This is a genomic window from Arthrobacter sp. 01L42 (assembly GCF_056400005.1).
Genome location: NZ_JBFTSL010000019.1, coordinates 70,458 through 87,679, shown reverse-complemented (window position 1 = coordinate 87,679; position 17,222 = coordinate 70,458). Strand labels below are relative to the sequence as shown.

Below are 17,222 nucleotides of genomic sequence, written 5' to 3'. Positions count from 1 at the left end.
GTGCTCTTGAGCCGGTCAAACACGAGGAAGAACTCTTCCTTCTGCTCCTGCGTGTATTTCCTGCTGGTTCGTGGTTCACCCGTTAAAGACGACACGGTCGTTGCAACTCCCAAAAATTCTGGGTGTTGCAACGACCGCTAGAACCCAAGTGTCGCCAGCCCTTTTGCGTGTCGCGGAACTACTCGCGCGTCGCCAGACCCGCAGCCTGCTTCAGTTAAGCCGCCCGGCCATCCGCTCCAGCCGGCCGATCCGCTCGGCCATCGGCGGGTGGGTGGAGAACATCTTGGCCACGCCTCCGCCGTTGAACGGGTTGGCGATCATCATGTGCGAGGCGTTGACCAGCCGCTGGTCCTGCGGCAACGGCGCCAGCTGCACGCCCTGCTCGATCTTGCGCAGGGCGGAGGCGAGCGCCAGCGGATCTCCGGTCAGCGACGAGCCGTCCTCGTCGGCGTCGTACTCCCGTGTACGGGAGATGGCCATCTGGATCAGAGACGCGGCGAACGGGGCCAGCAGGGCCATGGCGATCGCGGCGAACGGGTTCGCATTGCGGCGGTCCCCGCCGCCGAACAGCAACATCATCTGCGCCACCGAAGTGATGACGCCGGCGACGGCGGCCGCAACCGACGCCGTCAGGATGTCCCGGTTGTAGACGTGCATCAGTTCATGCCCCAGGACGCCGCGCAGTTCGCGGGCGTCCAGCATCCGCATGATGCCCTCGGTGCAGCATACCGCCGCGTTCTGCGGGTTCCGGCCGGTGGCGAAGGCATTTGGCGCCATGGTGGGCGAGACGTAGATGCGCGGCATCGGCTGGTTGGCCCGGCCGGACAGCTCCCGGACGATCTGGTACAGCTGGGGCGCCTCGGCCTCCGTGACGGGATAGGCCTGCATGGCACGGATGGCGAGCTTGTCGCTGTTCCAGTACCCGTAGGCCGTGGTGCCGATCCCGATCAGGGCCATGATCCAGATCGGCGCCGCACTGCGGGTCCCCGCGGCGATGAACGCCCCCAGGCCCAGCAGGACCGCCCACAGCACTCCGAACAGCGCCGCGGTCTTCAGTCCGTTGTGATGCTTGTGCACTGGTCCTCCTGATACGTGTACTGCAAGCTGATGCCCTGTAATTCACTGACCTACCAAGGAAAACGAACCGCTACGGCACCGGGTTCCGCGCGTCGTACCGCAGGAATCCGACCTGCTGGCGGGCCAATATCCAGGCCACAGCAATGCACAGCACGCCGCCGAGAAGCAGGACCCACCCCTCGTTCAAAAGTTTAGTCGCGCCGCCGGCCAGCATGTCCCCGATCCGGGGTCCGCCGGCGACCACCACCACAAAGACGCCCTGCAGACGCCCGCGCAGATGGTCGGGGGTGGAGGCCTGCAGGATGGTGGTCCGGAAGACTGCGCTCACGGAATCCGCGATGCCGGCCAGCGCGCAGCACAGGGCGGCGGGCAGCAGCCACATGCCCACGCCGTCGTCGCCGGAATGACCGGCCAGGACCACCACCAGGCCGAAGGCCGCCACCGAGCCGCCCCAGCCCATCACGGACCACACCACCGCGGCCCCCTGCCGGCGGACGCCGCCCAGCGGCCCCGAGAACAGGCCGGCCAGGAACGCCCCCACGGCCATCGAGGCCAACAGGATCCCCACTGTGGCCTCACCGCCGCCGATCATCAGAGCGCCGATGGCCGGCAGGAGCGCCCGGGGCTGGGCAAAGATCATGGCCACGAGATCGATCACGAACGTCATGCGGAGGTTGGGCCGGGTGCCAAGGAAACGGAACCCCTCCACCACGGAACGCAGCCCGGCCGGCCTGGCGTGCTCGCCCGGCGGCATGGAAGGCAGTTTCAGGAGGGCCCAGAACGCAAACGCAAAGCTGATGACGTCGATCGTGTACGTCCAGCCGAACCCGACCCACGCCACGAGCACGCCGGCCAGCAGCGGGCCGGCGGTCATGGTCAGCCCGAAAATCATCATGCTCAGGGCATTTGCGGCCGGCAGCAACTCCTTGCGCACCAGCACCGGGATGATGGCGCTGCGGGCCGGCTGGTTGATGGCCTGGGCACCGCTCTGCACCGCCACGAGCGCATAGAGCAGCCACACGTTGCCCACTTCCAGCCACGCCTGGAGGGCCAGCGCGGCGGTGGTCAGCCAGAGGACGGACGAGGCCAGGAGTGCTACGGTGCGGCGGTCATGGGCGTCGGCGATCGAGCCGCCCAGGAGGCCCCCAAAGACCAGCGGCACGAGGGCGAAGAGACTCAGCAGGCCCACGTAGAGGCTGTCCTGGGTCAGCCGGTAGACCTCCAGGCTGACCGCCACCAGGGTCAGTTGGCTGCCCAGGGCGGAGACGGCGGACCCAAGCCACAGACGGCGGAAGGCCGGACTTTCACGCAACGGCGTGATGTCCGCCAACAATTTCTCCACCGGGCAACTCTAGTGGCGAACCGGGAGTGCCCTGTGACACGGCCGGACAATATTAGCCACGCCTTATTGTGAGGCAGTCATAATAAGTGCTTGAATGAGGGTATGACGGATTCCTCGGGCACCCACGACGCATGGGCAGCCGCCCTGCGTGCCCACGGCCGCCGGGTGACCAAACAGCGCCTGGCCGTGCTGGCCGCCGTCGAACATCACCCGCATTCGCCGGCAGAGGCAATCCTTGCCGCCGCCCGGCAGGAATTGCCGGACCTGACCGCCCAGTCCGTATACGTGGTCCTCGGGGACCTCACGGATCTGCACATGCTGCGCCGTTTTGAGCCCCCGCACTCCCCCGCGCTGTACGAGACGCGGGTCGGGGACAACCACCACCATGCTGTGTGCATCAGCTGCGGCCGGGTGGAGGACGTCGAATGCGCCGTGGGCCACGCGCCCTGCCTGACCCCGCACTGGAACGCGGACGCCAAGCCGATGACCATCCAGATCGCGGACGTGCTGTACCAGGGCATCTGCCAGGACTGCCAGCGCACCCAACAGCTTCCCTCCGAACGAAACTAAGAAACCCAACCCAAGGAGAACTATGACTGAGATCATCTCTGCGCCCGCCGTGTCCACGACACAGTCCGGGGCTCCCGTCACTTCCGACGCCCACTCCAAGTCCGTCGGCGCCGACGGCGCGATCATCCTGACCGATCACTATCTGATCGAGAAGCTCGCGCAGTTCAACCGCGAGCGCGTCCCGGAGCGCGTCGTGCACGCCAAGGGCGGCGGCGCCTTCGGTACCTTCAAGACCACCGAGGACGTCTCGAAGTTCACCAAGGCCGCACTGTTCCAGCCCGGTGTTGAGACGGACATGCTCATCCGCTTCTCCTCCGTTGCCGGCGAGGCCGGCTCCCCCGACACCTGGCGCGACCCCCGCGGTTTCGCCGTGAAGTTCTACACCACCGAGGGCAACTACGACCTCGTCGGCAACAACACTCCGGTGTTCTTCATCCGCGACGGGATCAAGTTCCCGGACTTCATCCACTCCCAGAAGCGCCTCCCCGGCACCCACCTGCGCGACGCCGACATGCAGTGGGACTTCTGGACCCTCTCCCCCGAGTCCGCCCACCAGGTCACCTGGCTCATGGGTGACCGCGGGCTGCCGGCCTCCTGGCGTGAAATGCAGGGCTACGGCTCGCACACCTACCAGTGGATCAACGCCGAGGGCGAGCGCTTCTGGGTCAAGTACCACTTCAAGTCCAACCAGGGCGTCAAGTCCATGACCGGCGACGAGGCCGAGGCCCTTGCCGGCGCCGACGGCGACTTCTACATCCGCGACCTCCAGGAAAACATCGCCGCCGGCAACTTCCCCTCCTGGGACCTCCACGTCCAGGTCATGCCGTACGAGGACGCCAAGACGTACCGCTTCAACCCCTTCGACCTCACCAAGGTGTGGCCGCACGCGGACTACCCGCTGGTCAAGGTCGGCACCATGGAGCTGAACAAGAACCCGGAGAACTACTTCGCGCAGATCGAGCAGGCCACCTTCGCGCCGTCGAACTTCGTGCCGGGCATCGCCGCCTCCCCGGACAAGATGCTGCAGGCCCGCATCTTCTCCTACGCGGACGCGCACCGCTACCGCGTCGGCACCAACCACGCCCAGCTCCCGGTGAACCTGCCCAAGAGCCAGGTCAACAACTACAGCCAGGACGGCGCCGGGCGTTACCACTTCAACGCCCCGTCCGTTCCGGTGTACGCACCGAACTCCGTGGGCGGCCCGGCTGCCGTTGAGCCCGGCGTTGCGGGCGGCGGCTGGGAGAACGACGGCGAGCTCACGCTCTCCGCGCACTCCCTGCACGCAGAGGACGGCGACTTCGGCCAGGCCGGCACGCTGTACCGCGAGGTGTACAACGACGGCGAGAAGGCCCGCCTGCTGGAGACCGTCACCGGCGCCGTCAGCGGCGTCAAGAACGCCAGCATCAAGGAACGCGCCATCGCGTACTGGACCAACGTCGACGCCGAATTCGGCGCCAAGCTGCGCGCCAACCTCGGTGCCGGCCAGGTTGAGTCCGACGCCGAGGCCGCCAACAAGGTCTGATGGTTGCATCGAACGTTGCCTGACGGCCGGCCTTGACGGCCGCCTGGGCGGCCGGTGACCGGCATTCGGTGACCGCTGGAGCCAACAAAACGCCCCGCCACGGACTCCCGTGGCGGGGCGTTTTGCGGTTATCCACATGGGTGCGCGTGCCCCTCGCCACCGCGTGCCGCGGCTCCGTAGGATTTGGGCATGACCGCATTCGCTGGCACTCCATTCGCAGGCATTCCAAGTGACGCCTTCCGGTTCTACGCCAATCTTGAACAGAACAACAACCGGGACTGGTGGCTCGAGCACAAGCCGGTCTACGAGGCCGCGGTGAAGGGGCCGCTGACCCAGCTGCTGGCCGAGCTCGAGCCACGCTTCGGACCGGCCAAGCTCTTTCGCCCGAACCGGGATGTCCGGTTCTCGCCGGACAAATCACCCTATAAGACCGCGCAGGGGGCCTTCGCGGCGGTGGACGAAGGCGTGGGCTTCTATATCCAGCTCAGCGCCGACGGCCTCCTGATCGGCGGCGGCTGCCACACCCACACTCCGGCCCAGCTGGCACGCTTTCGCGGTGCCGTGGACGATCCCGCCAGCGGCGATGCCCTGCAGGCAATCGTGCGGAAGGTCGAGACGGCAGGGTTCGCGGTGGAGGGCGAACGGCTAAAGACGGTGCCGCGGGGCTTCGACAAGGACCATCCCCGGGGGGAGCTGCTCAAGCACAAATCCCTCACGGCCGGCGTCAACGTGGGCCAGCCCGGCTGGCTTGCCGGTCCCGGGGCGGTGGAGGAAGTGGCACAGCGCTGGGAGCAACTGCGCCCCCTCGTGGAGTGGGAGGGCCGCTACGCTGCTCCCTGAGGTTCTGCTCAGATGTGCTGGCCGTCGGTGGCGAGGCGCCTGTCGAGGTTGTTGAAGAAGACCAGCATCATCAGCTCAAAGGCCTTGGTGGCTTCCTCTGGCTGGTTGTTGACGACGAAATCGAACTGCAGCCCGTAGAACGCGGCCGTGAACAGGCGGGCGTCGGTGTCGGCGAATTCCGGCTGGATGCCCTGGATAACCAGCCAGTCCCGGGCCTTCTCGTGCAACATCCGGAAGTGCTCCTGCGCTGTGCCGCGCGGCACCGCCGCCACAATGTCCTGCGCCGTGGCCTCAAATTCAAGCCGGGCCAGGTGCCGGTTGCGCTGCGCCATGGTCCACTGCCAGGACTCAAGCAGGAAGGCCCGCCACGCGTCCCGGTCGATGTCCCTGACGTCGGTGGCGCGGATGCTGTCCAGCCGGGATTCGATGCCGCGGATGATCTCGTTGATCAGCTGTTCGCGGTGCCCGAAGTGGTAGACCAGGACGTAGCTGCTGACACCCAGCCCGTCGGCCAGGCCGCGAAACGTCAGCTCCGCCAGGGTCTTGTCCATGAGGTAGTCGAGAATTGCCGACAGCAACTCTGATTTGCGTTCCGGTCTTGCTGGGCGGGCCATGTGTCCATCTTAGGGAGCGCCGCCCAGACGGAGCGGCGCCCGAACGCCGAAGTCGCCGGAGCCGTGCGGATACGCCGGAAATTTCCAGCGTATTCGCACGGCTCCGGCGACTTCGATGCGGGGGGCCGATCGCTCCCTTCTCAGGAGCGGGTGAGCGCGTCCTCGTTGTCCTCCGCGGGCGCTCCCGCCGCGCTGGCCGTGCCGTTCACCGAGGCGCGGGCCTCCGCGAACTTTTCATTCAGCCGGGAGTGGCGCTGGCCGTAGGCGAAGTAGATCGCAATACCGATCACGAGCCAGATGGCGAAGAAGATCCAGGTTTCCACGGCCAGGTTCGTCATGAGATACAGGCACAGGACCGCAGAGACGACCGGGAGCACCTTGCCGAACGGGACACGGAAGGCCGGCTTCAGGTCCGGGCGCTTCTTGCGCAACACCAGGATGCCAAGGCTCACCATCACGAAGGCGGACAGGGTCCCGATGTTGATCATTTCCTCGAGCAGGTCCACGTTGGTCAGGCCGGCGACGAGCGCCACTCCGGCGCCGCAGATGATCTGCAGGCGGGCCGGCGTCCCCCGCACCGAGCTGGTCTTGGACAGGGAGCGCGGAAGCAGGCCGTCGCGGCTCATCGCGAGCACCACGCGCGAGAGGCCCATGAGCAGCACCATGATCACGGTGGTCAGGCCCACGAGGGAGCCAAAGGCAATGACCTTGGCGGCGTCGGTGTTGCCGACCGCCTCGAAGGCGGTGGTGAGCGTCGGGTTCTTGGCCTCAGCCAGCTGGGTGTAGGAGACCATGCCGGTCAACGCCAGCGACACCAGGATGTACAGCACGGTAACGATTGCCAGGCCGCCGAAGATGCCGCGGGGCAGCGTCTTCTGCGGGTTCTTGACCTCTTCGGCCGAGGTGGCGACGACGTCGAAGCCGATGAAGGCGAAGAAGACCAGGGCTGCGCCGGCGAAGATACCGAGGGTTCCGTACTGGGCCGGGGCGGCGCCGGTCAGGAAGCCGAAGAACGACTGCTTGAGGACATCCGCGGTTCCGGTGCCTCCGGTCGGCTCGGAGGCCGGGACGAACGGGGCGTAGTTCTCGAACTTCACGTACGTGAAGCCGACGACGATCACGAAGAGGACCACCGCGATCTTGATGAGCGTGAAGATGTTGCCGACGCGGGCGGAGAGCTTGGTCCCGAGGACCAGCAGCACGGTGAAGATGGCAACGATCAGGAAGGCGCCCCAGTAGAGGTCGACGCCGCCCAGGGAGATCGACGGCGGAATGTCCACGCCCATGAGCGCAAAGACTTTGCTGAGGTAGATGCCCCAGTACTTCGCAATCACGGCGCCGGCAGTGAAGAGTTCGAGGATCAGGTTCCAGCCGATGATCCACGCCAGGATCTCACCCATGGTCGCGTAGGTGAAGACGTAGGCGGAGCCTGCCACCGGGATGGCCGTGGCGAACTCGGCATAGCACATGATGGCGAGCGCGCAGGTGACGGCGGCGATCGCGAAGGAGATGGTGACGGCGGGGCCGGCAAAGTTCGCGGCGGCCTTGGCGCCGACCGAGAAGATCCCGGCGCCTACGGCAACCGCGACCCCCATGATCATGAGGTCCCACGTGCTTAGCGTGCGCTTCAGCTTGCGTCCGGGTTCATCGGCGTCGGACATGGACTGCTCGATGGATTTGGTCCGGAAAAGGTTCATTAGGAAAGTCCGCAATCTCGATAACTGGGGTGGAAACAGACCTATCCATCTTAGAGTCCATCCACTGGACGGCCATTTTTATCCCACATAGTGAGACGCAAAAGCGGGCCGTGCAGGTTTATCCTGCACGGCCCGCTTGCGCGCAGCTGCTCCGTTTCAGACCACCCAGGCCGCCTAGACCGGCCAGTTTTCCATCAGCGTCGAGCGGATCAGGAACCGCTTGCCTTCCGGCGCTTCTACCGAGAAACCACTCCCCCGGCCAGGAACGACGTCGACAGTCAGGTGCGTGTGGCTCCAGTAGTTGAACTGCTCCCGCGACATCCAGAATTCCAGCGGCTGGGGCCGCAGGCCGTCGGAAATGTCGAACAGGCCGAGCAATACGTCCGAGTCCCCCGTGATGAACTCCCCGGCGGGATAGCACATTGGCGACGAACCGTCGCAGCAGCCGCCGGACTGATGGAACATCAGCGGTCCGTGCTGCACCCACATTTTGAGCAGCAGTTCCACCGCCTCCGGGGTGAGAGCCACCCGGGAGAAGTCCTCCCCGGGGAGGGTCACGGCGGCGTCGAGCTTTGTCGCTGGCATCAGAGTCCGTCCTTCATCAGTACTTGATGACCACTCGGCCGTCGATCTTGGCGTGCTTCATCTCGTCAAGAACGGCATTGACCTCGGAGAGTTCCCTCGTGGAGACCGTGGGGTGGATCTTGCCCTGGGCGTAGAACTCGAGCGCCTCCTCCAGGTCCTGCCGGGTGCCCACGATGGAGCCGCGGACCGTCAGGCCCTTGAGCACAATCTCGAAGATCGGCGCCGGGAAGTCCCCCGGCGGCAGCCCATTGAACACGATCGTTCCGCCGCGCCGCGCCATCCCGATGGCCTGCCCGAATGCTGACGGGTGCACTGCCGTGACCAGGACTCCATGGCAACCTCCGGTTTCGCGCTGAATAACTTCGGCCGGATCCTCGTGCAGGGCATTGACCGTCAGCTCGGCGCCGTGCTTCTTGGCCAGGGCCAGCTTGTCATCGGCGATGTCCACAGCCGCGACCCGCAGGCCCATCGCTACGGCGTACTGGACGGCGATGTGGCCGAGGCCGCCGATGCCGGAGATGGTGACCCACTGGCCGGGCCGGGCTTCGGTCATCTTCAGGCCCTTGTAGACGGTCACGCCGGCGCAAAGCACCGGAGCCACCTCGACGGGGTCTGAGCCGGCCGGGATCCTGGCCGCGAAGCGGCTGTCGACCAGCATGTACTCGCCAAAGGAACCGTCCACGCTGTAGCCGGCGTTCTGCTGGGCCTCGCACAGGGTCTCCCAGCCCGTGCGGCAGTACTGGCAGTCGCCGCAGGCGGACCAGAGCCACGCATTGCCGACCAAATCGCCGATGGCAAGGTCCGTGACGCCCTCGCCGAGGGCGACGACCTCGCCGACGCCTTCGTGGCCGGGAATGAACGGCGGGGACGGCTTGACCGGCCAGTCTCCCTCCGCGGCGTGCAGGTCGGTGTGGCAGACCCCGGTGGTCAGCACCTTGACCAGTGCCTCACCGCGGCCCGGCACGGGAACGGGGAGGGTCTGGATCTGGAGGTCCCTGCCGAATTCGGTAACTACCGCGGCTTGCATTGTCGTCGTCGTCATTGTCGTCGTCATGGCGAAATCCTTGCGTCATCAAACTTGGGTGTGGCTAAAGGGCGTGTGCAGTGAGCCGGCGTCCCTCCGTGTAGGTGCACAAGTGGTGCGGGCGGGGCGGATCATGCGCGATCCGCCCCGCCCGGGTCAGTGCGGCTTAGAAGAAGCCGAGCTTGTTCTCGTTGTAGCTGACCAGGAGGTTCTTGGTCTGCTGGTAGTGGTCCAGCATCATCGAGTGGTTCTCGCGGCCGATGCCGGAAGACTTGTACCCGCCGAACGCGGCCCCTGCCGGGTAGGCGTGGTAGTTGTTGACCCACACGCGGCCGGCCTGGATCTCGCGGCCGGCGCGGTAGGCGACGTTGCCATTGCGGGACCAGACGCCGGCGCCCAGGCCGTACAGGGTGTCGTTGGCGATGCCCATGGCGTCGTTGTAGTCGCTGAAGCGGGTCACGGAGACAACCGGGCCGAAGATTTCCTCCTGGAAGATCCGCATCTTGTTGTGGCCCTCGAAAATGGTGGGCTGGACGTAGTAGCCGCCGGCCAGGTCTCCGGGCATTTCGGCCCGGGCACCGCCGGTGAGCACCTTGGCGCCCTCCTGCTTTCCGATGTCAATGTAGGAGAGGATCTTTTCCAGCTGGTCGTTGGAGGCCTGGGCACCGAGCTGGGTTTCGGTGTCCAGCGGGTTGCCCTGGATGATTTTCTCCACCCGGGCCACGGCGTCGGCCATGAAGGATTCGTAGATGTCTTCCTGGATCAGGGCGCGCGACGGGCAGGTGCAGACTTCACCCTGGTTGAAGGCGAAGAGCGTGAAGCCCTCCTGGGCCTTGTCGTAGAACGCGTCATTGGTGTCCGCGACGTCGTTGAAGAAGATGTTCGGGCTCTTGCCGCCAAGCTCCAGCGTGACCGGAATCAGGTTCTGGCTGGCGTACTGGCTGATCAGGCGGCCCGTGGAGGTTTCGCCGGTGAAGGCGATCTTGCGGATGCGGGGGCTGGAGGCCAGTGGCTTGCCGGCCTCGACGCCGAAGCCGTTGACCACATTGAGGACACCGGCCGGCAGCAGGTCGCCGATGAGTTCCATCAGCACCAGGATCGAAGACGGCGTCTGCTCGGCCGGCTTCAGGACGACGGCGTTGCCGGCGGCGAGGGCCGGGGCGAGCTTCCAGACGGCCATGAGGATCGGGAAGTTCCAGGGGATGATCTGGCCGACGACGCCGAGCGGCTCGTGGTAGTGGTAAGCGGTGGTGTCGTCGTCGAGCTGGGACAGCCGGCCCTCCTGGGCGCGGACGGCGGAGGCGAAGTAGCGGAAATGGTCGGCGGCGAGCGGAATGTCGGCGTTGAGGGTCTCGCGGATCGGCTTGCCGTTGTCCCAGGACTCGGCGACGGCGAGCATCTCGGTGTTCTCATCGATCCGGTCGGCAATCTTGTTCAGGATCGCGGCACGCTCGGCCACGGAGGTCTTGCCCCAGGACGGTGCAATCTTGTGGGCGGCATCCAGCGCCAGTTCGATGTCCTCGGCGGTGCCGCGGGCCACCTCGCAGAAAGCCTTGCCGGTCACCGGGGTGATGTTCTCGAAGTACTGTCCCTTGACCGGCGCAACCCACTCGCCGCCGATCCAGTTTTCGTAGCGGTCCTTGAAGGTGACCTTCGAGCCCTCGGTTCCGGGCTGGGCGTAAACAGTCATTGCTAGCTCCTTTGCTGTGCAAGATGGGGGGCTGCAAGGCGCTTCCGGCCCCCGTTGCACCCAGCGTAGGCGCGTGAAGGTTGCAGTCAGGTTGCAACCGGAGTGAGCCAGGTCACTGCGGGGCATTCCGGCGGTCCGCGACGGTCAGGCGCTTAGCTCGCGGTCCAGCCGTTCCAGATCGGCGACGACGGCGGCGCGCTTGGGCGAGCGCGGCGCCAGCAGCTTCAGCGCGGCGATGCGGACGTCGACGTCGTCCTTTGCTTCGGGCAGCGCGGCGTATTTCAGGAGCGATTCCGCGCTGCCGTCCGTCAACAGGGCCTCGCGCATCAGCGCGGAGACCCTGGCCCGCAGCTCCACGATGCCGGGGGCCTCGGAGCGGGGCAGCACGGCGCCGCGGTAGATTTCCAGCGCTATCCGGTGGGCGCCGCGCTGCAGGCAGTCCAGCACCTGTCCGGCGTCGGGGACCAGGTCCAGCGGCAGCCGGTAGGGGCGTGATTGCGGCACGGCATCGGGGTTGAGCTGCTGAAGTACCTTGCGCAGCCGCACCATCTCGGCGCGCAGCGTCATGGTGGAGGCGTCCCCGGGGTACAGGAGGGCGCAAAGCTCCTCGGCATTCAGCCCCGCCGGGTGGGTGCTGAGCAGGGCCAGGATCTCGCTGTGCCGGGCGGACATGGCCACGGTGCGGCCGTCAATGCTGAGCAGGGCCTGGTCGCGGCCGAGCAACTGGAGGCTGTTGCGGTAGAGGCTGCTGGCGCCCGGTCCCCCGGCCGTTTTCGGCGTCGAGTTCCGCCGCCTGGACGGCGAGGACTGGCCGGCGGCGGCCAGCTGCAGCCGCTCGACCCGCAGATGCGCCTGGGCCGCGGCGACCGTCGCCTCTACCAGCGACAACGTATGCGGGGCCACGGCCGACTCCGTGCCGGTGATGTCCACGACCCCCAGCAGGGCGCCGGAATCCGGATCGTGGAACGGCACCGCCGTACAGCTCCACGGATGCACGGAGCGCTTGTAGTGCTCGGCGCCGGAGATCTGGATTCCCCGGCCCAGGGCCAGCGCGGTGCCGGGGGCGCTGGTGCCGACCGTCGCCTCGGACCAGTCGGCGCCCGGGACGAACATCATGCCCTCGGCCCGGCGCTGCAGGGCGGCGTCCCCTTCCACCCAGAGGAGCCTGCCGACCTCGTCACCCACGGCTACCAGCATTCCGCTGTCGTGGCTGGGCAGGACCAGGAGCTTGTGGATCACGGGCATGATGGCGGCCAGGGGGTGCTGGCGGCGGTATTCTTCGAGTTCCTCGCGGTCCATGGCCAGCGGCGCCTCGGGGTTGTCCGGGTTGGCCTGCAGCCGGACGGAGCGCTGCCACGATTCCTGAATCAGGGTGCTGATCCCGGGCAACTGCAGGCCCTCGGAGAACGCCATTCCACGGGAATCCAGCTGCTCATGGCCCGCGCTGGCATATTGCTGGCGCAGCGCTGCGGTGACTCCGCCTGCCGGCGGCAACAGTGCTGCGGGATGGACCAGTTTCCTCATTGAACTCCCACCGGACGGGCTCGACGGCGTGCCGAAGGCCGCCTCGTCCGGCCCAGTCTAGTTCCGCGCGGGGCGTTTGGAAACGCACCGGCCTGCCGCCTCAGGCTGTCACAGCCTAGCCGCGGGAAATCTCGATCATGTCCTCGCGCGGCACCACCTTGATGCGCTCCCGTTCGATGCCGTTGGCGGACTCCGCCGCGGACCACTCGGCGCCGAGGGCGAGCTCGTGGGCATCGAGCTTGATCCACCCTTCCCACGTGGTGTACTCGATGCCGCGCTCCTGGAGCAGGTCGATGATGGCCTGCGGGTCCGGGTTCTGCGCCGGCGGCAGCGTCAGCCGGTCCTCCAGCAGGAAGCCGATGGTCTCCAGCGCGTCGCCCTTGGTGTGGCCGATCAGCCCGACGGGGCCGCGCTTGATCCAGCCCGTGGCGTAGATTCCGGGCACGGGGTTGCCCTCGGCGTCGAGCACGCGGCCGCCTTCGTTCGGGACGACGCCGCGGCGGGCATCGTATTCCAGCTCATCCAGCGGCGAACCGTGGTAGCCGATCGCGCGGTAGACGGCCTGGACCGGGTAGTCGAGGAACTCACCGGTGCCCTTGACGTTCCCGGTGCCGTCCAGCTGCATGCGTTCGAACTTGATGCCGGCGACCTTGCCGGGGTTCGCGGCGTCGTCTGTTGTTCCATAGATTTCGACGGGGCTGTGCAGGAAGTGCAGGTGCAGCCGGCGCGAGGACGGTTCCTCGGCCTCGGCGTGCTCCTCGACGAGCCAGTTCGTGAGGGTGTTGACCATGGTCCGGATCTGGTTGTTGCTGCGAATGGCCTCGTCCGAAGCCTCGTCGAATTCGAAGTCCTCTGGATACAGGACGATGTCCACGTCCCTGGCGTGGCTGAGTTCGCGCAGCTCCAGCGGCGTGAACTTCACCTGGGCCGGGCCGCGGCGGCCAAACACGTGGACGTCCGTGACCGGCGAATCCTTGAGCGCCCGGTAGACGTTGTCCGGGATTTCGGTGACCAGGAGTTCATCGGCGTGCTTGACCAGCATGCGGGCCACGTCGAGGGCCACATTCCCGTTGCCGATCACCGCAATCTCCTTGGCCTCCAGCGGCCAGTCCCGCGGCACGTCCGGGTGGCCGTCGTACCAGGAGACGAAGTCGGCCCCGCCGAAGGATCCCTCCAGGCCGATCCCGGGAATATCCAGGTCGGCGTCCTTGATGGCGCCGGTGGAGAAGATGACGGCGTCGTAGAACGCGCGGAAGTCATGCAGCGTCAGGTCCCTGCCATAGGTGACGTTGCCGAGGAACCGGATGTCGCCGCGGTCCAGGACCTTGTGGAGCGCGTTGACAATGCCCTTGATCCGCGGATGGTCGGGAGCCACTCCGTAGCGGATGAGGCCGTAGGGCGCCGGATACGCCTCAAAGAGGTCGATGCTGACCTGGAAGTCGCCGTCCTTAACCTCATTGGACTTCGTCAGGATGTCCGCGGCGTAGACACCGGCCGGGCCGGCGCCAACAATCGCGACACGGAGGGGACGAGAGGATGTGGATTCGGCCGAGTTGGACACCGGGAGCCCTTCTGAGTCTTAGGGACAGCGCCAGTAGATACAGCGCACAGGCCCCCATTCTAAATGTGACCGGCCCGCTCGCGCTCCGATTGGCAGGAATAGGCGCCGCGCAGGTGGTGTTATTGGTCTTGTGTCTAAGCCCGAAGGATCCTTGTCCCCCGCCCCATTGACAGCGCCGGCCGGCCCGGCCGCTGGGCCGGCGCCGGCCCGGCCGGGCGGACCGGCACCGGTGGACAAGGACACGACGGCGGGAATCCTGTTCGGTATCGGCGCCTACGGGCTCTGGGGGCTGCTGCCCCTGTACTTCTACGTCCTGCATCCGGCCGGCGCGGTCGAAATCGTCGCCAACCGGGTGGTCTGGTCCCTCCTGTTCTGCGTCCTGCTCATCACCGTCACACGGTCCTGGCAGGTGCTGGCTGCTGCTTTCCGGGACCGCACGGTGATTGGGCCGCTGTCCATCGCCGCTGCCCTGATCGCGGTGAACTGGCTGACGTACACCTACGGCGTGACCACCGGCCAGGCCGTCGAGGCCTCCCTGGGCTACTTCATCAACCCGCTGGTCTCCGTATTGCTGGGGGTCTTCGTCCTGAAGGAGAAGCTGCGGCCGCTGCAGTGGGCCGCCGTCGGCATCGGCTTCGTGGCCGTCGGGGTGCTGACGGTCTCCTACGGCAAACTCCCCTGGATAGCACTGACACTCGCGCTGAGCTTTGGCCTGTACGGATTCGTCAAGAAGCGCGTGGGCCCGCGGGCGGAGGCGATCACAAGCCTCACCGTGGAGACGATCGTCCTGGCGCCCGTAGCTGCGGCCACCATGATCTTCCTCGCGGTCAGCGGGTCGGCAACTCTGGCCGGAAACGGTGCCGGCCATTTCTGGCTGCTGGTGGCGTCGGGCGTCATCACCGCGGTGCCCCTGCTGTTCTTCGGCGCGTCCGCCCGCCGTCTGCCGATGACCACGATCGGGCTGCTGCAGTACTTCGCGCCCGTCCTGCAGTTCATCGTGGCGCTCGTCGTGTTCAAGGAAACCATGACACCTGACCGGTGGGCCGGTTTCGGCGTCGTCTGGCTGGCGCTGCTGGTACTGACCGTGGACATGCTGCACACGGCCCGGAAGAACTCCGTGACCCGGAAACGGGCCCGCGCCGCCGCCTAGCACTACCGGCCCCGGCGGGTTGGCGGCCCGCTTGCCCCTGCCGCCGTGCGTTAGTGTCATCATGAAGGGGACATGTCGGGGCGAAATTGAGGATTGCTGGTGCCACAAGAGGATCGTGAAACTCAGGGCGGGCGCGACATCTCGTCCCTGGACTTCGACAGCAACGGCATCTTGCGCCTTCAGTGGGCCCGCGGCGTCGTGATTGATGCCCCCAACGCCCAGCTGGCCATGGATCGTGTCAATGAGTTGTGCGGCGGCCGGCCCACGCCGCTGCTGATCGACATGGCCACCACGGAGTCCGTCAGCCGGGCCGCCCGGGCCGTGTTCGCCAAGCACTGCGACGCCTCGGCAATCGCGCTCCTCGGCTCCTCCGCCGTGGACCGGGTCCTCGCCAACTTCTTCCTCGGCGTCAATTCCGCGCCGGTTCCGACACGCTTTTTCACCAACGGTGAAGAGGCGGTCCGCTGGCTGACCTCGCAGGGCCATGACGGGGCGTGATGATGACCGCCGCCTCGAGGACCTCGTGGACGGCATCGTCGTACTGTCCTCGGGCGATCTGTCGAACCGGCTGCCGGTCTCACCGGCCCGGGATGGGATAGACGCAGTCACCACCGGCATCAACCTCCTGGCCGAAGAGCTTCAGAGCATGTACGAGGACCTGGAAGTCCGGGTCGCCGAGCGGACCGCGCTCCTGGAGGCGGCCAAAGCCGAACTCCGGCGCGTCATCAACACCGATGAGCTGACCGGCCTGGCCAGCCGCTCGCTGCTGCAGGAAAAAGTGGCCGAAGCCGTTGCCGGGGCCGGCACGGGACGCCAGCCGGCCCTGATCCTGATGGACCTTGACTCCTTCCGGCTCATCAACGACAGCCTCGGCCACGCCGCCGGGGACGCCGTGCTGCGCGAGACGGCCCTGCGGCTTAGCGCCGCGGCCGGACCGGGCCACTTGATCGCGCGCCTCAGCGGCGATGAATTCGCGGTGCTCGTCGCGGACCAGGACACGGAGTCCGTGCTGCAGACCGCTGCCCGGCTCGGCGAATCACTGAAGGACAGAATCGTTGCCGGCGGTGTGGCGGTCGCCCTCACGGCCGGCACCGGTGTCCGGCTGGGGGAACCGGGCCTGCGAAGCGAGGAACTCATCCGCGATGCCGACATCGCCATGCACGAGGCCAAGAAACGCGGCAGGGACACCCTCCTGGTGTTTTCCGCGGCCATGCACGAGGCCGCCAAGCAGCGGGTCCACCAGGTGGCGGAGCTGCGGACGGCACTGGCGATGGACCAGCTCGAGCTGGAGTACCAGCCCATCATGGACCTGCGCACCGGAGCGATCGCCGGCGCCGAGGCCCTGATCCGCTGGCGCCACCCCGCCTTGGGCCTGCTGGGGCCGGATACCTTCCTCGACGCCGCCGACGAGGCCGGGCTCACCGTGGAAATCGGCCACTGGGTGCTCCGGAACGCCATCGCACAAACCGGCCGCTGGAAGTCAGATCCGGGGCTTTCCGCGGACTTCAGCACGCACATCAACCTCTCCCCCGCGGACCTGCACCACGTCGATCTGGCACCCTACGTCGAAGGCCTGCTGGCCCAGCACGGCGTCGATCCCCGCCATATCTCGATCGAAATCACCGAAACCGCGATCATGCGCGGCGGCCCCGAGGTGGCCGCCACCATGCAGTCACTCAATGACCTCGGCGTCCGGATCGAGATCGACGACTTCGGCACCGGCTATTCCTCCATCAGCTACCTGCGCACGCTCCCCGCCGCACAGGCGAAGATCGATAAGTCCCTGCTCGACGGGCTGACCACGGACCGGCAGCAGGAAACCTTCGTCGCCGCCATCCTGCAGCTGATCCATTCGGCCGGGCTGGGCGCCGTCGCCGAAGGCATCGAGGACAGGGAGCAAGCCAACAGGCTGCGGCAGCTGAACTGCGAATTCGGCCAGGGCTATTTCTTCAGCCGCCCGCTCCCGGTGGCGGACATGACGGACCTGCTCGGGCACAGAGACGGCGCCGTCGCGTGAGCGTTCCGG

The 17,222-nt window shown here is 66.7% G+C and carries 15 protein-coding genes; 6 read left to right on the top strand and 9 right to left on the bottom strand.

The genetic code is table 11. The annotated features are described in order from the left end of the window. Positions 1 to 210: 210 nt before the first annotated feature. Positions 211 to 1,077: a zinc metalloprotease HtpX gene (gene htpX, locus AC1DN2_RS16890; protein ID WP_476851257.1), complete on the bottom strand. Its 867-nt coding sequence runs from the start codon at positions 1,075 to 1,077 to the stop codon at positions 211 to 213. Positions 1,078 to 1,147: 70 nt separating this feature from the next. After that, entirely contained in the window at positions 1,148 to 2,419 is a 1,272-nt protein-coding gene (locus AC1DN2_RS16885) for an MFS transporter (protein WP_476851256.1), read from the bottom strand. Between the two features lie 102 nt (positions 2,420 to 2,521). Here AC1DN2_RS16885 and AC1DN2_RS16880 point away from each other — a divergent pair, with 102 nt between their 5' ends. From AC1DN2_RS16880 to AC1DN2_RS16870, 3 genes are all read left to right on the top strand, one after another. Continuing rightward, entirely contained in the window at positions 2,522 to 2,989 is a 468-nt protein-coding gene (locus AC1DN2_RS16880; RefSeq protein ID WP_026537503.1) for a Fur family transcriptional regulator, read from the top strand. 22 nt (positions 2,990 to 3,011) lie between these two features. Beyond that, positions 3,012 to 4,511: a catalase gene (locus tag AC1DN2_RS16875; RefSeq protein WP_223913739.1), complete on the top strand. Its 1,500-nt coding sequence runs from the start codon at positions 3,012 to 3,014 to the stop codon at positions 4,509 to 4,511. Between the two features lie 189 nt (positions 4,512 to 4,700). Next, on the top strand, positions 4,701 to 5,351 hold the full coding sequence (locus AC1DN2_RS16870; RefSeq protein WP_476851255.1) for a DUF2461 domain-containing protein: 651 nt from the start codon (positions 4,701 to 4,703) through the stop codon (positions 5,349 to 5,351). A gap of 8 nt (positions 5,352 to 5,359) precedes the next feature. On the opposite strand, the gene AC1DN2_RS16865 is transcribed toward AC1DN2_RS16870, so the two are convergent. The 7 genes from AC1DN2_RS16865 to AC1DN2_RS16835 form a co-directional block, all read right to left on the bottom strand. Then, positions 5,360 to 5,965: a TetR/AcrR family transcriptional regulator gene (locus tag AC1DN2_RS16865; RefSeq protein ID WP_028276965.1), complete on the bottom strand. Its 606-nt coding sequence runs from the start codon at positions 5,963 to 5,965 to the stop codon at positions 5,360 to 5,362. A gap of 140 nt (positions 5,966 to 6,105) precedes the next feature. Continuing rightward, positions 6,106 to 7,662 carry an amino acid permease gene (locus AC1DN2_RS16860; protein ID WP_476851254.1) on the bottom strand — a complete coding sequence of 519 codons (1,557 nt, stop codon included), beginning with the start codon at positions 7,660 to 7,662 and terminating at the stop codon, positions 6,106 to 6,108. A gap of 174 nt (positions 7,663 to 7,836) precedes the next feature. Then, on the bottom strand, positions 7,837 to 8,247 hold the full coding sequence (locus AC1DN2_RS16855; protein ID WP_223913736.1) for a DUF779 domain-containing protein: 411 nt from the start codon (positions 8,245 to 8,247) through the stop codon (positions 7,837 to 7,839). 16 nt (positions 8,248 to 8,263) lie between these two features. Beyond that, positions 8,264 to 9,274, bottom strand: coding sequence for an alcohol dehydrogenase AdhP (adhP, locus tag AC1DN2_RS16850; protein WP_476851259.1), 1,011 nt, complete (start codon positions 9,272 to 9,274; stop codon positions 8,264 to 8,266). 163 nt (positions 9,275 to 9,437) lie between these two features. Further along, positions 9,438 to 10,961: an acetaldehyde dehydrogenase ExaC gene (gene exaC / locus AC1DN2_RS16845; protein ID WP_230008636.1), complete on the bottom strand. Its 1,524-nt coding sequence runs from the start codon at positions 10,959 to 10,961 to the stop codon at positions 9,438 to 9,440. Positions 10,962 to 11,105: 144 nt separating this feature from the next. Beyond that, entirely contained in the window at positions 11,106 to 12,485 is a 1,380-nt protein-coding gene (locus AC1DN2_RS16840) for a GAF domain-containing protein (RefSeq protein ID WP_476851253.1), read from the bottom strand. A gap of 115 nt (positions 12,486 to 12,600) precedes the next feature. Continuing rightward, positions 12,601 to 14,046, bottom strand: a complete 1,446-nt coding sequence (locus tag AC1DN2_RS16835) for an FAD-dependent oxidoreductase (RefSeq protein ID WP_476851252.1) — start codon at positions 14,044 to 14,046, stop codon at positions 12,601 to 12,603. A 130-nt stretch (positions 14,047 to 14,176) separates the two neighbouring features. Between AC1DN2_RS16835 and rarD the strand changes: the two genes are divergently transcribed. The 3 genes from rarD to AC1DN2_RS16820 all read left to right on the top strand — a co-directional run bounded on the left by rarD (position 14,177) and on the right by AC1DN2_RS16820 (position 17,213). Further along, the gene (gene rarD / locus AC1DN2_RS16830; protein ID WP_476851251.1) at positions 14,177 to 15,196 is read left to right on the top strand and encodes an EamA family transporter RarD; all 1,020 of its coding nucleotides are present in this window, start codon (positions 14,177 to 14,179) and stop codon (positions 15,194 to 15,196) included. 93 nt (positions 15,197 to 15,289) lie between these two features. Further along, entirely contained in the window at positions 15,290 to 15,694 is a 405-nt protein-coding gene (locus tag AC1DN2_RS16825) for a DUF7793 family protein (protein ID WP_223913730.1), read from the top strand. After that, positions 15,681 to 17,213, top strand: coding sequence for a putative bifunctional diguanylate cyclase/phosphodiesterase (locus AC1DN2_RS16820; RefSeq protein ID WP_476851250.1), 1,533 nt, complete (start codon positions 15,681 to 15,683; stop codon positions 17,211 to 17,213). The genes AC1DN2_RS16825 and AC1DN2_RS16820 overlap by 14 nt, the downstream gene beginning before the upstream one ends. Positions 17,214 to 17,222 lie beyond the last annotated feature (9 nt).

Coding starts and splice junctions, on each gene's coding strand:
- AC1DN2_RS16820 (WP_476851250.1), top strand. CDS start 15,681: ATGACGGGGCGTGATGATGACCGCCGCCTCGAGGACCTCGTGGACGGC.
- AC1DN2_RS16840 (WP_476851253.1), bottom strand. CDS start 12,485: ATGAGGAAACTGGTCCATCCCGCAGCACTGTTGCCGCCGGCAGGCGGA.
- AC1DN2_RS16875 (WP_223913739.1), top strand. CDS start 3,012: ATGACTGAGATCATCTCTGCGCCCGCCGTGTCCACGACACAGTCCGGG.
- exaC (WP_230008636.1), bottom strand. CDS start 10,961: ATGACTGTTTACGCCCAGCCCGGAACCGAGGGCTCGAAGGTCACCTTC.
- AC1DN2_RS16880 (WP_026537503.1), top strand. CDS start 2,522: ATGACGGATTCCTCGGGCACCCACGACGCATGGGCAGCCGCCCTGCGT.
- AC1DN2_RS16870 (WP_476851255.1), top strand. CDS start 4,701: ATGACCGCATTCGCTGGCACTCCATTCGCAGGCATTCCAAGTGACGCC.
- AC1DN2_RS16860 (WP_476851254.1), bottom strand. CDS start 7,662: ATGAACCTTTTCCGGACCAAATCCATCGAGCAGTCCATGTCCGACGCC.
- AC1DN2_RS16865 (WP_028276965.1), bottom strand. CDS start 5,965: ATGGCCCGCCCAGCAAGACCGGAACGCAAATCAGAGTTGCTGTCGGCA.
- AC1DN2_RS16855 (WP_223913736.1), bottom strand. CDS start 8,247: ATGCCAGCGACAAAGCTCGACGCCGCCGTGACCCTCCCCGGGGAGGAC.
- adhP (WP_476851259.1), bottom strand. CDS start 9,274: ATGCAAGCCGCGGTAGTTACCGAATTCGGCAGGGACCTCCAGATCCAG.